The sequence below is a fragment of the Arthrobacter sp. UYP4 genome (assembly GCF_057291175.1).
In genome coordinates, this window is the sequence record NZ_JBXAVU010000001.1 from 1024038 (window position 1) to 1039387 (window position 15350).

Annotated in this window: 15 protein-coding genes, 1 other RNA gene and 1 pseudogene; 8 read left to right on the forward strand and 9 right to left on the reverse strand. The window is 69.9% G+C overall.

The window, feature by feature from the left end:
* Positions 1–50 precede the first annotated feature (50 nt).
* The 8 genes and pseudogenes from AC0Z9V_RS04815 (at position 51) to AC0Z9V_RS04850 (ending at position 6739) form a co-directional block, all read left to right on the forward strand.
* The gene (locus tag AC0Z9V_RS04815; protein WP_133080889.1) at positions 51–254 is read left to right on the forward strand and encodes a cold-shock protein; all 204 of its coding nucleotides are present in this window, start codon (positions 51–53) and stop codon (positions 252–254) included.
* Positions 255–390: 136 nt separating this feature from the next.
* Positions 391–1200, forward strand: coding sequence for a histidinol-phosphatase (gene hisN / locus AC0Z9V_RS04820; protein ID WP_133080890.1), 810 nt, complete (start codon positions 391–393; stop codon positions 1198–1200).
* Between the two features lie 30 nt (positions 1201–1230).
* Positions 1231–1992 carry a class I SAM-dependent methyltransferase gene (locus AC0Z9V_RS04825; RefSeq protein ID WP_485140883.1) on the forward strand — a complete coding sequence of 254 codons (762 nt, stop codon included), beginning with the start codon at positions 1231–1233 and terminating at the stop codon, positions 1990–1992.
* Between the two features lie 31 nt (positions 1993–2023).
* A complete protein-coding gene (locus AC0Z9V_RS04830) occupies positions 2024–2947 on the forward strand; it encodes a metal ABC transporter substrate-binding protein (protein ID WP_485140884.1) in 924 nt (307 codons plus the stop codon).
* Positions 2944–3738, forward strand: coding sequence for a metal ABC transporter ATP-binding protein (locus tag AC0Z9V_RS04835; protein ID WP_485140885.1), 795 nt, complete (start codon positions 2944–2946; stop codon positions 3736–3738). Before AC0Z9V_RS04830 ends, AC0Z9V_RS04835 begins: the two co-directional genes overlap by 4 nt.
* Before the next feature lie 2 nt (positions 3739–3740).
* Positions 3741–4598, forward strand: a pseudogene (locus AC0Z9V_RS04840) (metal ABC transporter permease); the annotation flags it as partial.
* Positions 4599–4744: 146 nt separating this feature from the next.
* Entirely contained in the window at positions 4745–5479 is a 735-nt protein-coding gene (locus AC0Z9V_RS04845) for a metal-dependent transcriptional regulator (RefSeq protein ID WP_485140886.1), read from the forward strand.
* 159 nt (positions 5480–5638) lie between these two features.
* Positions 5639–6739, forward strand: a complete 1101-nt coding sequence (locus tag AC0Z9V_RS04850; protein WP_133080895.1) for a carboxylate-amine ligase — start codon at positions 5639–5641, stop codon at positions 6737–6739.
* 31 nt (positions 6740–6770) lie between these two features.
* Here the strand turns inward: AC0Z9V_RS04850 and AC0Z9V_RS04855 are convergent, their stop codons facing one another.
* The 9 genes from AC0Z9V_RS04855 to ftsE form a co-directional block, all read right to left on the reverse strand.
* On the reverse strand, positions 6771–8918 hold the full coding sequence (locus AC0Z9V_RS04855) for an alpha-galactosidase (RefSeq protein ID WP_485140887.1): 2148 nt from the start codon (positions 8916–8918) through the stop codon (positions 6771–6773).
* Between the two features lie 41 nt (positions 8919–8959).
* Positions 8960–9187 carry a hypothetical protein gene (locus AC0Z9V_RS04860; protein WP_485140888.1) on the reverse strand — a complete coding sequence of 76 codons (228 nt, stop codon included), beginning with the start codon at positions 9185–9187 and terminating at the stop codon, positions 8960–8962.
* A gap of 64 nt (positions 9188–9251) precedes the next feature.
* Positions 9252–10541: a D-alanyl-D-alanine carboxypeptidase family protein gene (locus tag AC0Z9V_RS04865; RefSeq protein ID WP_485140889.1), complete on the reverse strand. Its 1290-nt coding sequence runs from the start codon at positions 10539–10541 to the stop codon at positions 9252–9254.
* Between the two features lie 141 nt (positions 10542–10682).
* Positions 10683–11050: a transfer-messenger RNA gene (gene ssrA / locus AC0Z9V_RS04870) on the reverse strand.
* A 108-nt stretch (positions 11051–11158) separates the two neighbouring features.
* Complete coding sequence (locus AC0Z9V_RS04875; protein ID WP_133080899.1) at positions 11159–11536, reverse strand: hypothetical protein; 378 nt, start codon at positions 11534–11536, stop codon at positions 11159–11161.
* Positions 11533–12006, reverse strand: coding sequence for an SsrA-binding protein SmpB (gene smpB / locus AC0Z9V_RS04880; RefSeq protein WP_133080900.1), 474 nt, complete (start codon positions 12004–12006; stop codon positions 11533–11535). The genes AC0Z9V_RS04875 and smpB overlap by 4 nt, the downstream gene beginning before the upstream one ends.
* Positions 12007–12077: 71 nt before the next feature.
* The gene (locus AC0Z9V_RS04885) at positions 12078–13586 is read right to left on the reverse strand and encodes a peptidoglycan DD-metalloendopeptidase family protein (protein WP_485140890.1); all 1509 of its coding nucleotides are present in this window, start codon (positions 13584–13586) and stop codon (positions 12078–12080) included.
* A 28-nt stretch (positions 13587–13614) separates the two neighbouring features.
* Positions 13615–14529 (reverse strand): permease-like cell division protein FtsX, encoded by a 915-nt coding sequence (gene ftsX / locus AC0Z9V_RS04890; protein ID WP_485140891.1) that lies wholly within the window; start codon positions 14527–14529, stop codon positions 13615–13617.
* Positions 14526–15230, reverse strand: coding sequence for a cell division ATP-binding protein FtsE (gene ftsE, locus AC0Z9V_RS04895; protein ID WP_133080903.1), 705 nt, complete (start codon positions 15228–15230; stop codon positions 14526–14528). Before ftsE ends, ftsX begins: the two co-directional genes overlap by 4 nt.
* Between the last annotated feature and the right edge of the window lie 120 nt (positions 15231–15350).

Genomic DNA, 15350 nt, shown 5'->3' on the forward strand with positions numbered 1-15350 from the left:
ACGATGAGCGCCCGAACGTCGGAACGCTCTCCCAGGTTAGGAAATACATCATGGCTTCAGGCACAGTGAAATGGTTCAACGCCGAAAAGGGCTTCGGCTTCATCGCTCCCGACGACGGAGGCGCTGACGTGTTCGCCCACTTCTCCGCGATCAACTCGAGCGGCTACCGCTCCCTCGAAGAGAACCAGAAGGTCAACTTCGAGACCACCCAGGGACCCAAGGGCCCCCAGGCCGAGAACATCACCGTTCTCTGATTCTCCCCGTGCCGCTCTGCGGCGCCGGACAGGAAGCCACCGCGCGGCGCGAGCCCGCGGTGGCTTCCTGCTGTCACGGCCCTCCCGTCCCGCGTCCCCGTGCCCGATGCGCCACCCAGACGATAGGTTGATGGATATGAGTTTCACGCAGGGCTACAACGACGATCTCCGGCTCGCCCACATCATGGCCGATTCGGTCGACGACCAGACCATGTCGCGCTTCAAGGCACTCGACCTCCGCATCGAGACCAAACCGGACCTCACCCCGGTCACCGACGCGGACAAGAGCGCGGAGGAGGCGATCCGGGGCCAGCTCTCGCGTGCCCGCCCCCGTGACGCCGTGCTCGGCGAGGAGTTCGGCAGTACCGGGTCCGGTTCCCGCCGCTGGGTCATCGATCCGATCGACGGCACCAAGAACTTCGTGCGCGGCGTGCCCGTCTGGGCCACCCTGATCTCCCTGATCGACGAGGGCAGGCCCGTGGTCGGCGTCGTCAGCGCGCCCGCCCTGGGCAAACGCTGGTGGGCGGCCGAGGGTACCGGCGCGTACACCGGGAAGTCCCTCGCGGCGGCGCAACGCCTGCGGGTGTCCAACGTCTCCCGGCTCGAGGATGCCTCGCTGTCCTACTCCAGCCTGTCCGGCTGGCGCGAGCGCGGGGCGCTCGCCGAGTTCGTCAACCTGACGGACCGGGTCTGGCGCACGAGGGCGTACGGGGACTTCTGGTCCTACTGCCTCGTGGCCGAGGGCGCCGTCGACGTCGCCTGCGAGCCCGAACTGAACCTGCACGACATGGCGGCGCTCGTCCCCATCGTCACGGAGGCCGGGGGACGCTTCACCTCCCTGGACGGCGAGGACGGCCCGTTCGGCGGCAACGCGCTGGCGACGAACGGCACCCTGCACAGCGAGGTCCTGCGGACCCTCAACCCGGACGTGGATGACCTGCTCTAGCCGCGCGGTCCTCCGGCCGCAGGCCATCCGGTGAGTTCCGGCCCTCGGCTCGACGAGCAACGGCGCCTGGAGATGGCGCGCGCCTACCTCTCCGGAGCAGGCCGCTACGACCGTGTCCGTCCCGGGTATCCCGCACCGGTCGCGGACTGGATCGTGCCGGAGAACGCCCGTCGCGCGGCGGACATCGGCGCCGGGACCGGTCTCTTCACGGCCCTCCTGGCGCAGCGCGGACTCGAGGTGACGGCAGTCGACCCGTCCGAGGACATGCTGGCCGTCCTCTCGGCGCGCCTGCCCGGTGTACCCGTGGTGCAGGGCACCGCGGAGGAGTCCACACTGCCCGACAGGTCCGTCGACCTGCTCACGCTGGCGCAGACCTGGCACTGGTGCGACCACCCCGCCGCGCTCCGCGAGGCCGCTCGGGTCCTGGTGCCGGGCGGACGCCTGGCACTGGTGTGGAACCAGCTCGACGTCTCGCTCCCCTGGGTGCACCGCCTGTCCCGCATCATGCATGCGGGGGACGTCTACTCGCCCGCGTACCGGCCCGACCTCGGCGCCGCCTTCGGGCCGCCGGAGGACCTCGTGGTGCACTGGGCCCAGGAGCTGCCGGTCGCCGACGTCCTCGACCTCGCGAGGTCGCGGAGCTACTACCAGCGCGCCACACCGGCGCTCCGGGCGCGCATGGAGTCGAATCTGCGCTGGTACCTCACCGACTACCTCGCCTACGACCCGGCGGCCACCATCAGGATCCCGTACTACACCCACGCATGGCGCGCCTCCCTGTCGACCCCCTAGATTTCGGCATGCCTAAACGCTACTTTTAGGTATGCCTCCCACCCAGTGCGGACGGACGCACCCCGCGGCGACCGCGTGGTGCGTCGCCGCGGCGTTCCTGCTCGGGGGCTGCGCCGTCGATACGGCGCCGGCCGCCGGGACGGACGCACGACCCCTGGTCCTCACGACCTTCTCCGTGCTCGCCGACCTCGCCGACACGGTCGGTGGAGGGCACGTCCGCGTGGAGTCGATCACGAAGATCGGCGCCGAGATCCACGGCTACGAGCCGACGCCCTCCGATCTCGTCCGGGCACAGGACGCGGACCTCATCCTGGACAACGGGCTCGGCCTCGAGCGCTGGTTCGAGCGCTTCCTGTACTCCGTCGACGCCCCGCACGTGGTGCTGTCGGACGGCGTCGAACCGGTCGACATCCGCTCAGGGGACTACACCGGCCGGGCGAACCCGCACGCCTGGATGTCGCCCCTCGCGGCGCAGACCTATGTCGACAACACCGTGGCGGCGCTCGCCGGCCTGGCTCCGGAGCACACCGCCGACTTCGAGGCCAACGGCCGCCGGCTGAAGGGGGAGCTCGCAGGGCTCCTCGCGGGGTTCCGCGAGGAGCTCGCCGCCCTCGACGTCGCCGCACTCGTGACCTGCGAGGGTGCCTTCTCGTACCTCGCACGGGACGCCGGCCTGGAGGAGGCCTTCCTCTGGCCGGTCAACGCGGACGCCGAGGGCACCCCGCGGCAGATCAGGGACGTCATCGGATTCGTCGAGGAGAACGACGTGCCGACCGTCTTCTGCGAATCGACGGTCAATCCCTCGGCGCAGGAGCAGGTCGCCCTCGCCACGGGCACGGAACTCGGCGGCATGCTCTACGTCGACTCGCTGTCGGAAGCCGATGGGCCGGTGCCGACGTTCGTCGATCTCATCCGCCACGACCTCGAGACGATCACGGAAGGACTCTCGCGATGACGGCCTCTGCCGCCCCGTCCACCCTGCGCGCACTCGACGTCCGCAACCTCGGGGTGCGCTACGGGGAGGTCCAGGCGCTCGACGACGTCTCCATGACCCTCGACGCGGCACGGATCTGCGGACTCATCGGCGTCAACGGCTCGGGCAAGTCGACGCTGTTCAAGGCGCTCATGGGGCTGCTGGCCCCGGGGACCGGAAGCGTCGAGCTGTTCGGCAGGTCCGCTGCGAGCGCCCGGAAGCAGGGCCTCGTGGCCTACATGCCGCAGGCCGAGGAGGTGGACTGGACCTTCCCCGTCTCCGTCTCCGACGTCGTCGCCATGGGCCTGTACGGGCGGCTCGGGCCCTCCCGCCGTCTGCGCGCACCGGACCGCGCGGCCGTCGAGGACGCGCTCGGACGCGTGGGCCTGGCCGACCTCAGGAGGCGCCAGATCGGCCAGTTGTCGGGTGGCCAGCGCAAGCGGGTCTTCATCGCCCGCAGCATCGCCCAGGACGCGCGGCTGCTGCTGCTCGACGAGCCCTTCGCCGGTGTCGACCAGGCGAGCGAGCGCACCATGACCGCACTCCTGAAGACACTGCGGGACGAAGGGCGGTCGGTGCTGGTGTCGACCCACGACCTCGCGGGCGTGCCCGAGCTGTGCGACGAAGCGGTCCTCCTGCACCGTCGCGTGCTCGCGCAGGGCGATCCCTCGCTCGTGCTGACCCACGGGAACCTGGCACGCGCCTTCGGTCCCGCGCCGTCCACCACGACGGTGCGCTCCGCCGCCTCCGCCGCTCCGGACGGGGGGTCCTGACCATGGAGATCATCACCTTCCTGCTCGAGCCCCTGCAGTACGGCTTCCTCACCCGGGCCCTCGCCGTCACCCTCGCCGCCGCCGTCGTGGCCGCCGTCCTCTCCTGCTGGCTCATCCTCATGGGGTGGTCGCTCATGGGCGATGCCGTGTCCCACGCCGTCCTGCCCGGGGTGGCCCTCGCCTACATCCTCGGCATCCCCTTCTCCATCGGCGCCTTCGTCTTCGGCGCGGGGGCGGTGGCGCTCATCGGGATCGTCCGGTCCACCACCAAGCTGAAGGCGGACACCGTGATCGGCGTGGTGTTCACCGCGCTGTTCGCCACCGGGCTGGCCATCGTCTCCGCCACGCCGTCGCAGATCGACCTGATGCACATCCTCTTCGGCAACGTCCTCGGCGTGTCCGCCGGTGACGTGTGGCAGGTCCTCCTCCTGGGCCTGCTGACCCTCGCCATCCTGCTGTTCAAGCGGCGCGACCTCACCCTGCTCGCCTTCGACCGCACGCACGCCCACGTGATCGGGCTCAACACACGACTGCTGTCCGCACTGCTGCTCGGCCTGCTCGCGCTCACCGTCGTCGTCGGGCTCCAGGCCGTCGGGATCATCCTCGTCGTGGCCATGCTCATCACACCCGGCGCCACGGCGTTCCTGCTGTCCCGCAGCTTCGACCGCATGCTGGTGATCGCCGTCGTGCTGACCGTCACCGCCTCCCTGGCGGGCGTCTACGCCAGCTACTACCTCGACATCTCCACGGGCGCCGCCGTGGTGCTCTGCCAGGCGATCGTCTTCGCCGTGGTCTACCTCTTCGCGCGTCCCGACGGCGTGATCTGGCAGGCACGACGGCGCCGCACCGCCGCGCGGACCCGTACCGGACACACCCGGGCCGGACGGAACCGCACCGGGGCAGCCGCCGCCGGCCCGGCCCCGGCGCAGGCCGGCTCCGGCACGGCCCCGTCCGCGTCCGATCCCCCACTGCCCGCGTCCGGCCCTTCGGTGCGAGGGGACGCCTGATGGCGGGCCGCAGGGGCGCCGTCCTCAGCATCGAATCCACGAGCGTGCAGGACTACGTCAAGGCCATCTACGCATTCACCGAATGGCAGGGCGACGCCGTCACGGCCACGCACCTCGCGACGCGACTCTCGGTCGCCAACTCCTCCGTGACCGGGATGGTCGCCAAGCTGGTGGACCTCGGACTCGCCGACCACCGCAAGTACGGGCCCATCGGCCTCACACCCTCCGGGCGGGCGCTGGCCCTCGCGATGGTCCGCAGGCACCGGCTCATCGAGACATTCCTCGTCACCGCGCTGGGCTACGGGTGGGACGAGGTGCACGACGAGGCGGAACTGCTCGAGCACACCGTCTCCGACGCCTTCGTCGAGCGGCTCGACGCGAAGCTGGGCCACCCGCGCCGGGACCCGCACGGGGACCCGATCCCGGCGGCGGACGGCACGGTCCTGTACCCGAAGGCACACCGGCTCGACAGGCTCGACGACGGACACGCCGGCAGGCTGGTGCGCGTGAGCGACGACGACCCGGAGGTGCTGCGCTTCCTCGACCGCAGCGGCATCTCGCTCGACGACGACCTGCAGCTGACCCGCCGCCGCGCAGGGTCCCAGCTGGAGCTCCGCCACGGCACGGCCGCCTCCTCCCGGGACCTCGCCGTCGATCCGGCCGTGGCCGGAGCGCTCTGGATCGAGAGCACCGTCCCCCATCAGGACTGCGCGATCGACGCCGGGGCCTCCTGATCGGGACCGGGTGCAGGAGGGACCGGCCCGGGGTCCTTGTCGCGGCGCCGGATCGCTCCTCCCCCGTGCCGCTCCTAGACTGGTCAACATGCCACGTGCCTGCAGTCCCGGCCGTCCCTGCCCGCCTCGTCCGCTGAACCTCACGAACGGAGTCCATCCATGACCACTCTCGGACTGGAGGAGGAGTACCTGCTCCTCGAACCGGAGACAGGGCTGCCCGCCCACCGCGCCGACGAGGTGGAGGGGTTGCTCGAAGCGACGCCGGAGGTCGGCAGGGACGACATCCAGCGCGAGCTGCTGTCCTGCCAGATCGAGACGGCCACCCCTGTGTGCGACACGCTGACCCAGGCCGAGGAGTCACTCCTGAACTTCCGCAGGAAGCTCGCGGACGCAGCGGCCGACACCGGGATCCTCGGCGCGGCCACCGGGACCTCGCCCTGGATGCGGCAGGCGTATCCCGAACTGACCGACAAGCAGCGCTACGAGGACCTGCGCGCCAGCGCCCCCGGCATCGTGGGCGACCAGTTCGTCAACGGGCTGCACGTGCACGTCGGCATCCCCGACCCCGAGCGCGGCGTCCAGGCACTCAACCGCATCCGTCCCTGGATCCCGCTGCTCACCGCCCTCAGCGTCAATTCGCCCTACTGGCTGGGACGGGACAGCGGCTTCGGGAGCTGGCGCGTGGTGCACTACCGCCGCTGGGCCGTCCAGGGCGTGGCGCCGTGGTTCGCGGATGCGGCCGACTACGAGCGCCGCATCACGCGCCTCGGTGCGAGCGGTGCGATCCTGGACCGCGGGGTCCTCACCTGGGTGGCACGCCTGTCGGACCACTACCCCACCCTCGAGCTCAGGGCATGCGACGTGCAGCTCGAGGCGCAGGACTCCGTTCTCCTCGGCGCACTCACGCGTGCGCTCGTCGTCACGGCCCTGCACGAGGCGGAGGCGGACGCCGCGCCGCTCGTCCCGGATCCCGAACTCCTGGACGCCGCCCTCTGGCAGGCCGCCCGCGACGGGCTCACCGGCTCCCTCGTGGATCTCTCCACGGCGGAGCCCGTGCCCGCCCGGGCGCTCCTCGCGGATTTCCTGGAGCACGTCGGCCCGGCCCTCGACGCCGAGGGCGACACGGACTGGGTGCGTGCCGGTCTGGCGACGATCGCGGACAGGGGCACGGGAGCCGACCGCCAGCGACGGGCCATGCGCGACGGCGGCAGCGACGCACTGCTGGACCTGTACGGGCGGACCCTCACCTACGAGCCGTAGGCGGGCCCCGCCCGCTCCGGCGGGGACCGGTCTAGGATCGCGCGGCGCGGAGCTCGATGAGGAGCGACTGCTCGGGCAGCAGCACGGGAGCCTGCAGGCCTGCCTGCGCCAGGACCCGCCCGGACAGCCGGAGCGGTTCGCCGTCGAGCGCCGAGCGGAGCCAGGCGAGCGCCGACTGGCCGTTCCCCGGCTGTCCCTCCTCGGGGACTGCGAGCTGCACGGAGTACAGCGTGTCGGCCTCCAGCCCCGGAAAGGTCAGCAGCCCGGGCGGGTAGCTCGCGCTCGAGCCCGTCAGCGTGTAGGCGAACAGGGCCCGCTGCCGGTCCTCGGAGACGATACCGCGCAGGTCCATGGCGGGATCCACGAGATCCGCGTGCACGACGGCGCCGCGGTGCAGGTCGTCGCGCCAGGACCGGTGGAGCCCGACATAGCGCCCGAGTACCTCGTACTCCCCGTCCGTCAGGTCGGAGATGTCCCATTCGATGCCGTAGTGGCCGAAGATGGCGGTCGCTGCCCGGAAGGGCAGCGTATGGGCCCGCCCCGTCGAGTGGGAGACCGGGCCGCCGACGTGCATCCCCAGCAGTTCGGGCGGCACCACGAGGCCCGTGTACTTCTGGTTGACGAGCCGCTCGATCGGATCGATGCAGTCGCTGGTCCAGATGCGGTCCGTCCGGGCGAGGATGCCGAGGTCGACGCGGGCTCCACCCGAGGCGCAGCTCTCGATCTCGAGGCCGGGGTGCCGGAGGCGCAGTTCGTCGAGCAGGCGGTACAGCGCCTCGACGTGCCGGTGGACGGCGGCGTGCCCCGTCCGGGCATCCGCCGCCTCGAGCAGGTCCCGGTTGTGGTCCCACTTCACGTACGCGATGTCGTTCGCGGTCAGGATGTCGTCGAGGCGTTCGAGGATGTACGCGTAGGCGTCGGGATGGCCCAGGTTCAGGACCTGCTGCTGCCGCCCGGGCAACGGCAGGCGTCCCTCGGGCTGCAGGATCCAGTCCGGATGCGCCCGCGCCAGGTCGGAGTCGGGGTTGACCATCTCCGGTTCGAACCAGAGGCCGAACTCCATGTCCAGGCCCCGCACGTGGTCGATGATGGGGGCCAGCCCGTCGGGCCACACCGTCTCGTCGACGTACCAGTCCCCCAGGCTCGACGTGTCGTCGCGGCGTCCGCGGAACCAGCCGTCGTCGAGCACGAACCGTTCGACGCCGAGGGAGGCCGCGCGGTCCGCGAGCGCCTGCAGGCGCGGCAGGTCGAGATCGAAGTAGACGGCCTCCCAGGTGTTGAGGGTGACCGGACGCGGACGCTGCGGATGGGACGCCCTCGACCGGACGTCGCGGTGGAAGCGGCCGGACAGTTCGTTGAGGCCGTCTCCCCAGGAGCCGATCGCCTCGGGCGTGGAGTAGCTCCCACCGGGTGCGAGCACCACCTCACGGGGCGACAGGACCTCGCCCGCCGCCAGGAACGCCTGCCCGGCCGGCGTCTTCTCCACGAGCACCTCCTGGTTGCCGCTCCATGCGAGGTGGATGCCCTGCACCAGGCCGTGCTCGAAGCCGAAGCCCTTCGCCCCTGCCGCGAGGAGCACCGTCGCATCGGCACCGGGGCGGCCGCGTCGGCTCGTCCGCGCATAGGTGCCGGTCGTCAGCTCGTGCCGCTGCGGCGACCGCTCCCGGAGATGGCGGCCTGTCGTGTCGAGGACTTCCGCGGCGGTGGGGTGGAGCGGGAAGAAGGTCCTGAGCGAACGCACCTCGTACTCGTCGTCACCCGTGTTGGTGAGGACGAGCCGCTGGGTGAGGAGGCCCGATGCGGTCAGGCCCACGTGCACGGTCAGGGCGAGCCCGGTGCCGTCGTCACGTGCCTCGATCACCACCCCGCCGTCGTGCCGGGACTCCTCGGCGACCACCGTGAAGCGCGGATACAGGTGGGCTCCCCCGCGGTCCCCGGTGAGGCCGGGTGTGCCCTGCCATCCTGCGGACTCGAGGGGCAGGAGGGTCAGCCGGGCCGGGACGTCGATGCCGCCGGACACGCGCTGCGGCTGCTGGGCGGCGACGACGGCGGACAGCTCGTCGGCGGAGAGGTCACCGAGGGCAGGACCCCAGTAGGCGAGGACCGGCAGGACGTGCGGATGGGGCTCGAGCACCACGCTCGTGCCGCCGCGCGAGAGATGGAGTGGAGAGGAGGTCATGATTCTTTCTATCGCGAAACTAAGTAGGCGGCAAGCACGCCCTACCGCTCGCGCGTGTCACGCCGGAGCAGGCCGACGATCAGGCACAGGAGCCCGAGCAGCAGTGGCACCAGGGTGAAGAGTGTGTGCGTGCCGCCCAGGTAGCTCATGACGAAGATGTACACGAACGTCCCCCCGACGAGGATCCAGCCGACCACGATCAGGGCCCGTCCCCGATGGGGCGGCGGCAGTGGCGGGAGCCACGACGGCGGCCTGTCAGTCCAGCTCATCGCCCAAGTGTAGTTCGCGCTCCGGCGTACAGGAGAAGCGCAGAGGACGGTGCACCGGAGGTGCTCAGTAGGACGGCGCCGCCGGCAGGCTCATGTACTGCTCCAGCGTCCGCAGTCCGTGGGTGCGCATCTCCGAGGCGATCGTCGACCCGACGTAGCGCAGGTGCCACGGCTCGTACGCGTAGCCGGTGACCGGGGTCTGGCCCTGGGGGTAGCGGACGATGAACCCGTAGCGCCAGGCGTTCTGGGCCGCCCAGGCTCCGGCGGGAGTTCCTGCGAAGCATTCCTGCAGCCCGCAGGCCCCGTTGGCGTTGCCGATGTCGATCGCGAGACCGGTCTGGTGCTCGCTGAATCCCGGGCGGGCGGAGATCAGGTCGGCCGCCGCTTGGCCGTACTGGCCGACGTAGGAGGCGTAGAGGGAGGCCTGCGTGTCGTAGGAGCGGTAGCCGCTGACCGGGACCATGGCGATGCCGCCGGCCCGCGCGTCCGCGAGGAGGCGGGAGAACTGCTGGGCGGCGTCGCTCCGGAGCAGTGGTCCCCCGACGTCCACGAGCGGACCGGGGACGTGACGCGCCGGGTTCAGCTGCCGCCGCTTGTTGACCACGACGACGACCGACGCCGCGACGTCGATGTCCCGGAACACGCGGGCCCCACCGGCTGCGGTCCACGAGATCCTGCCCCGCTGGTAGGCCTGGCTGCAGGTGCCGCCGGAGCAGGACTCGTTCGACACGGGATAGCCGAGGGCACCGTTCTCGTAGCCGGTGGCGGCCCACGCCGCCCGGATCCCGCCGATGGAGATCCTCGCTCCCGTGGCGGGCGACCAGATGATCGCCCCGCCCTGGTAGTTCTGGTAGCAGCCGCCGCCGCGCAGCCCGCAGACCTCGTTCGTGGTCGGGTAGCCCAGTGCCCCGTTCTCGAATCCCGACGCGGCCCATGCGGTACGGATCCCACCCACGCTGATGCGGGCACCGGTGGCGGGAGACCAGACGATCGCCCCGCCCTGGAAGCTCTGGTAGCACCCTGCATTGCGCAGTCCGCAGATCTCCCCCGTGGTCGGGTACCCGAGCCCGCCGGTCTCGAACCCGTAGGAACGCCAGGTCTCGCGGATGGCACCCCAGGAGGGTTGGGCTCCGGTGGCGGGCGACCAGACGATCGCGCCCCTCTGGTAGTTCCGGTAGCACCCTCCGCCCCGCAGTCCGCAGACCTCCGCGCTCGTCGGCGCACCGAGGTTCCCGCCGCTGCCGCCGAGCTCTGCGTACTTCGCCTCGATGGCTGTCGCCGCCTGAGCCGGGGGTGCGGTGGTGAGGCCACCGGCCGCGAGGAGCACAGCGGACAGCAGAACGAGCAGATGCACGAATACACGCCGCATGGGTAGCCCCCGGTCATCGAGTATCAGGTCAAGGGTAGGTCCGGCCACCGGAAGCGACAAGACCCGGAAGGGTGTTCCGTGGACACGACGAAGCGCCCCGCCGATGACCGGCGGGGCGCTTCGTGGTGGTGGAGATGGCGGGAATTGAACCCGCGTCCGATGCAGTGTAGTCAGGGCTTCTCCGGGCGCAGTTTGCGTCGGTTTTTCTCGGCTCCAGCCATCGTGCAAACAAGTGGCTGCCAAGCCCAGTTGTATAAGAGTCCCCCCGGTCCCTACAACGAGGACCGGGAGCAGTGGCCCTCTAAATGACGCCAGGATCCGGGGCGAGAGCGAACCCGGTCTGACGGACTAGCTAGGCTGCCTAGGCAGCGAGAGCGAAGTCAGTGCGCGATGATTTGGCACTTATTGTTTTACAAGGAGCGTTTACGAGATAACCCTGTATCCTCGGCCCGCTTCCCCTGTCGCGACTAACATCGTCGAAACCTGTCATCCCCATGTTCAGTTATCAAGTGATCCCTGCGCCGTCCCGCCGATGGCGAAACGGTTCCTCAAGTCTACCCCACCGCCCGGGTGCGGCTCGGCGCTTCGCCCAGGGAGAACGCCTATCGCACCAGCGTGAGTCCGAGGACGACGACGGGCGACTGCCACAGCCGGACGACGACGAACGCGAGGAGGACGAAGGCGATGCCGAGTGCGGCCAGGGCCGTGGTCGCGGCCTGCTTCCGCCGGAAGCTCCACCAGAAGATCGCCGCGTTGAGCAGGATGAGCACCGGGGAGATCCAGACGAGGACCTGCGCGAAGAAGACGTAGACGAGGAAGACGAACGGGAGGAGGGAGAGGATTCCTGCGGGCACCACGATCAGCAGCAGGAGCAGGTCGACCAGTGCGCCGGCGGTCACCCACCACGGCCGCCTGTACCTCAGCTCCGAGGGCTCGCCTTCCTCGTCGTCGTCCTGCGCCGACCAGAAGACATCACTCACGCGCCCAGGTTCTTCTCACGCATGGCACGCAGCGCCTCGCGGTTGTCCTGCTTCTCGCGCAGGGTCTGGCGCTTGTCGTAGTCACGCTTGCCGCGGGCCACCGCGATCTCGACCTTGGCCCTGCCGTTCAGGAAGTAGAGCTGCAGAGGGACCAGGGTGAAGCCGGACTCGCGGATCTTCTGTGAGATCTTGGTGAGTTCCTCGCGGTGCAGGAGGAGTTTCCTCCTCCTGCGCGCGGCATGGTTGGTCCAGCTGCCCTGCGAGTACTCGGAGATGTGGATGCCCTCGAGCCAGAGCTCGTCGCCGTAGAAGATCGCGAAGCCGTCGACGAGGGAGGCGCGCCCCTGGCGCAGCGACTTCACCTCGGTGCCCATCAGTGCGATGCCGGCCTCGTACGTGTCGAGCACGGCGTAGTCGTGGAAGGCCTTCCGATTGGTGGCCACCACTTTCCGGCCACTTTCCTTCGGCACGGCGATACTCCTTCTTGCGGCACTGCTGCGGACGGCGGTCCGCGGGAGGACAGTGCCTTCCATCCTACGACCTAGAGCAGGCCGATCGGATCCACGAGTGTGCCGTTCAGCATCGTCTCGAAGTGCAGGTGGCAGCCCGTCGAATTGCCGGTGGTCCCCGTGTAGCCGATCAGCTGGCCGGCGCTGACGCGCTGGCCCGGCGAGACCAGGAAGCTCGTCAGGTGGTAGAAGTTCGTGGCGAGTGCGTTGCCGCCCAGGACGCCGTGATTGAGGACGATCCGATTGCCTGCGCCCGGCAGGACGTTCGAGTCCGCGTACCAGACCTCGCCGGCGGCGGGGGCGTAGAGCGGCGTCCCGCAGCCCACACCGTAGTCGATCCCCGTGTGCGTGTAGCCGCCCGTGCCGTTGAAGTCGATGGTCCCCACCGGCGTCGGACGCCAGCCGAACCCGGAGGAGATCGGGCCGTTGACCGGGGAGTTCAGGCCGAACGAGCTGGGTGCCGTGGCCACCGGGGCCTGCACCTGCGGGACGACGGGCGCCACCGGGGCGGGCGCAACAGGTGCCGGTGCCGGCCGGTTGGCGGCCTCGGCCTCGGCTGCCAGCCGTGCCGATTCCGCCGCTGCGGCAGCTTCCGCCTCCGCGCGCAGGCGCGCTTCCTCCGCGCGGGCCGCTGCCTCGGCCTCGGCCTTCAGGCGCGCCTCCTCCGCCTTGCGGGCCTCCTCGATCTGGCGGCGCTGCCGCTCGGCGATGTCCGCGTTCACCTGCTGCTGGGCCTGCTCCACGCTCGCCAGCTTCGCCTCGATCACGGGCTTCTGCTCCTGCAGCGTCGCCGACAGGGCGGAGGTGTCCGCCACGAGCTTGTCCACCTTCGCCTTCTCGCCCGCTGCGGCGTCGCGGGCGGACTGCTCGGCGGCGAGCGCCGCGTCGGCCCGGTCCTTGAGTTTCGTGATCTCGGCCTCGACGGCGACCAGGCGGGCCTTGCTGTCGGCGTTGGTCGCGCTCTGCTCGGACAGGCGTTCCATGGCGGCGTTCTGGCTGCGCAGGGCCTGGTCCACCAGATCCATCGACTCGGTGAAGTCCTCGACCCCCTCCGCACCCAGGAGCAGGGACACGTTGGTGGGAATCCCGCCGTTCTTGTAGGCCTCGGTGGCGATCTGGCCGATGACCTCGCGGGTCTCCTCCATCTCCTGCTGGTCGGCGCGGAGTTCCTCGGTGATCTTGTTCCTGGTCTCCTGTGCGAGATCCACGCGGACCGCGAGGGCCTCGACCTCCCCCACCGCGGTCTCGACCTTGCCCTGGGCATCGGCGAGGGACTGCTGCGCCGCCGGCAACTGCCCCTGGTAGGTCTTCAGCGCGCCGATCGTCTCGGCGATGTCGGCGTCCAGGTACTCCATGGACTGCTGGACCTCGGTGATCTCGTTCTCGAGCGCACTCTTGCGGTCGTCGAGTTCGTCCGCGACGACGGGCGTGCTGAATCCGAGCGCGAGCGCGACGACGAGGGCGATCGAGGTGCCTGCGGTACCGCGGACGACGAAGGTCCTCGTGTCCTGCCGGGCCCACCAGGTTCCTGGTGGGCGCACGTGTCCCCTGGCGCTGAGCGGCATGCGGTTAGACCTTTACGTATCGTCGGAGGGTGAGCAGGGAGGAGAGTCCTGCGAGGACAGCCCCGAGCAGGATGAGTGCGGGAACCAGGAGCAGTACCTGCTGGGACGAGATGAACGCCGTCTGCGGGAAGGTGTTGACGAGCCAGCCGTCGATCACGAACTTCGACGCTGCCCAGAGCGTCGCCGACGCGAGGACCGCCCCGAGAACGGCGGCGATCACTCCTTCCAGGATGAACGGCAGCTGGATGACGGCCTTCGACGCGCCCACGAGGCGCATGATGCCGGTCTCGCGGCGGCGGCTGAAGGCCGAGAGCCGGATGGTCGTGGCGATCAGCAGGATCGCGCAGAACGTCATGATCCCGGCGATCACGAGCGCGACGACGGACGCCCAGTTCATGTAGCGGAAGATCGCCTCCAGGAAGTCGCGCTGGTCGCTCACGGCATCCACGCCGGGCTCCGAGGAGAAGGCCTCGTCGATGACCTCGTACTTCTCCGCATCCACGAGGCTCACCCGGTAGGACTCGGGCAGCTGGTCGGCGGTCACCGAGTCGACGATCGGCGAATTCGCGAACTGGTCCCGGAAGTGGCCGAGCGCCTCCTCCTGCGACTCGTAGGTGACGGTGTCCACGTACGGCGCGAACTGCTCGGATTCGAGCTTCGCCTGGATCGCCTCGCGCTGCTCGTCGGTGACAGGCCCCGCAGCACAGCTCGTCTCCGAGGAGTTGTCGACGCAGAGGTAGAGGGTGACCTGCACGCGGTCGTACCAGTAACCCTTCATCTGGTTGATCTGCAGCTGGAACAGCCCGGCGGCGCCGACGAAGGTGAGCGAGATGAAGGTCACGAGGATCACGGAGGTGACCATGGACAGGTTGCGGCGGATGCCCGAGCCGATCTCGGACAGGATGAAGGCCAGCCTCATCCGGTCAGTACCCCGGTCTCGCCCACGTAGATGCCCTGGGCGTCGTCGCGCACCACGGATCCGTTGCGGAGTTCGACGACGCGCTTGCGCATCGTGTTGACGATGTCGTCGTCGTGCGTGGCCATGACCACCGTGGTGCCGTTCTGGTTGATCCTGTCGAGGACCTTCATGATGCCCATCGACGTCGTCGGATCCAGGTTGCCGGTGGGCTCGTCGGCCAGCAGGATGCCGGGACGGTTGACGATGGCGCGCGCGATCGCGACGCGCTGCTGCTCGCCACCGGAGAGTTCATGGGGCATGCGGTTGTTCTTGCCCTCGAGGCCGACGGTCGCGAGGACGTCGGGAACGGTCTCGCGGATGACGGCGCGGCTCCTGCCGATGACCTGCATCGCGAAGGCGACGTTGGCGAACACCGTCTTGTTGGGGAGCAGGCGGAAGTCCTGGAAGACGACGCCGATGCCGCGCCGCAGCCGGGGTACGCGCCACGAGGGGATGTTCGCGACGTTCTGGCCGGCCACGTAGACGGCGCCCCTCGACGCCCGGTCCTCCTTGAGGACGAGGCGGATGAAAGTCGACTTGCCGGAGCCCGAGGCGCCCACGAGGAAGACGAACTCGCCGCGGTCGACGTCGAGGGAGACGGCGTCGAGGGCGGGCTGCGACTTGGAGTCGTAGTTCTTCGTGACGTTGTCGAATCTGATCATGATCACTCTGCGCCCATGTGTGCGCCGGGCACGGGCATTTGCTGGGGGAAGGGAGCGCCGGCTTCTCGACTATAACGACGGCGCAACGGAGCGCCCGTCACCCGGGCGGTGTGTCGCGCG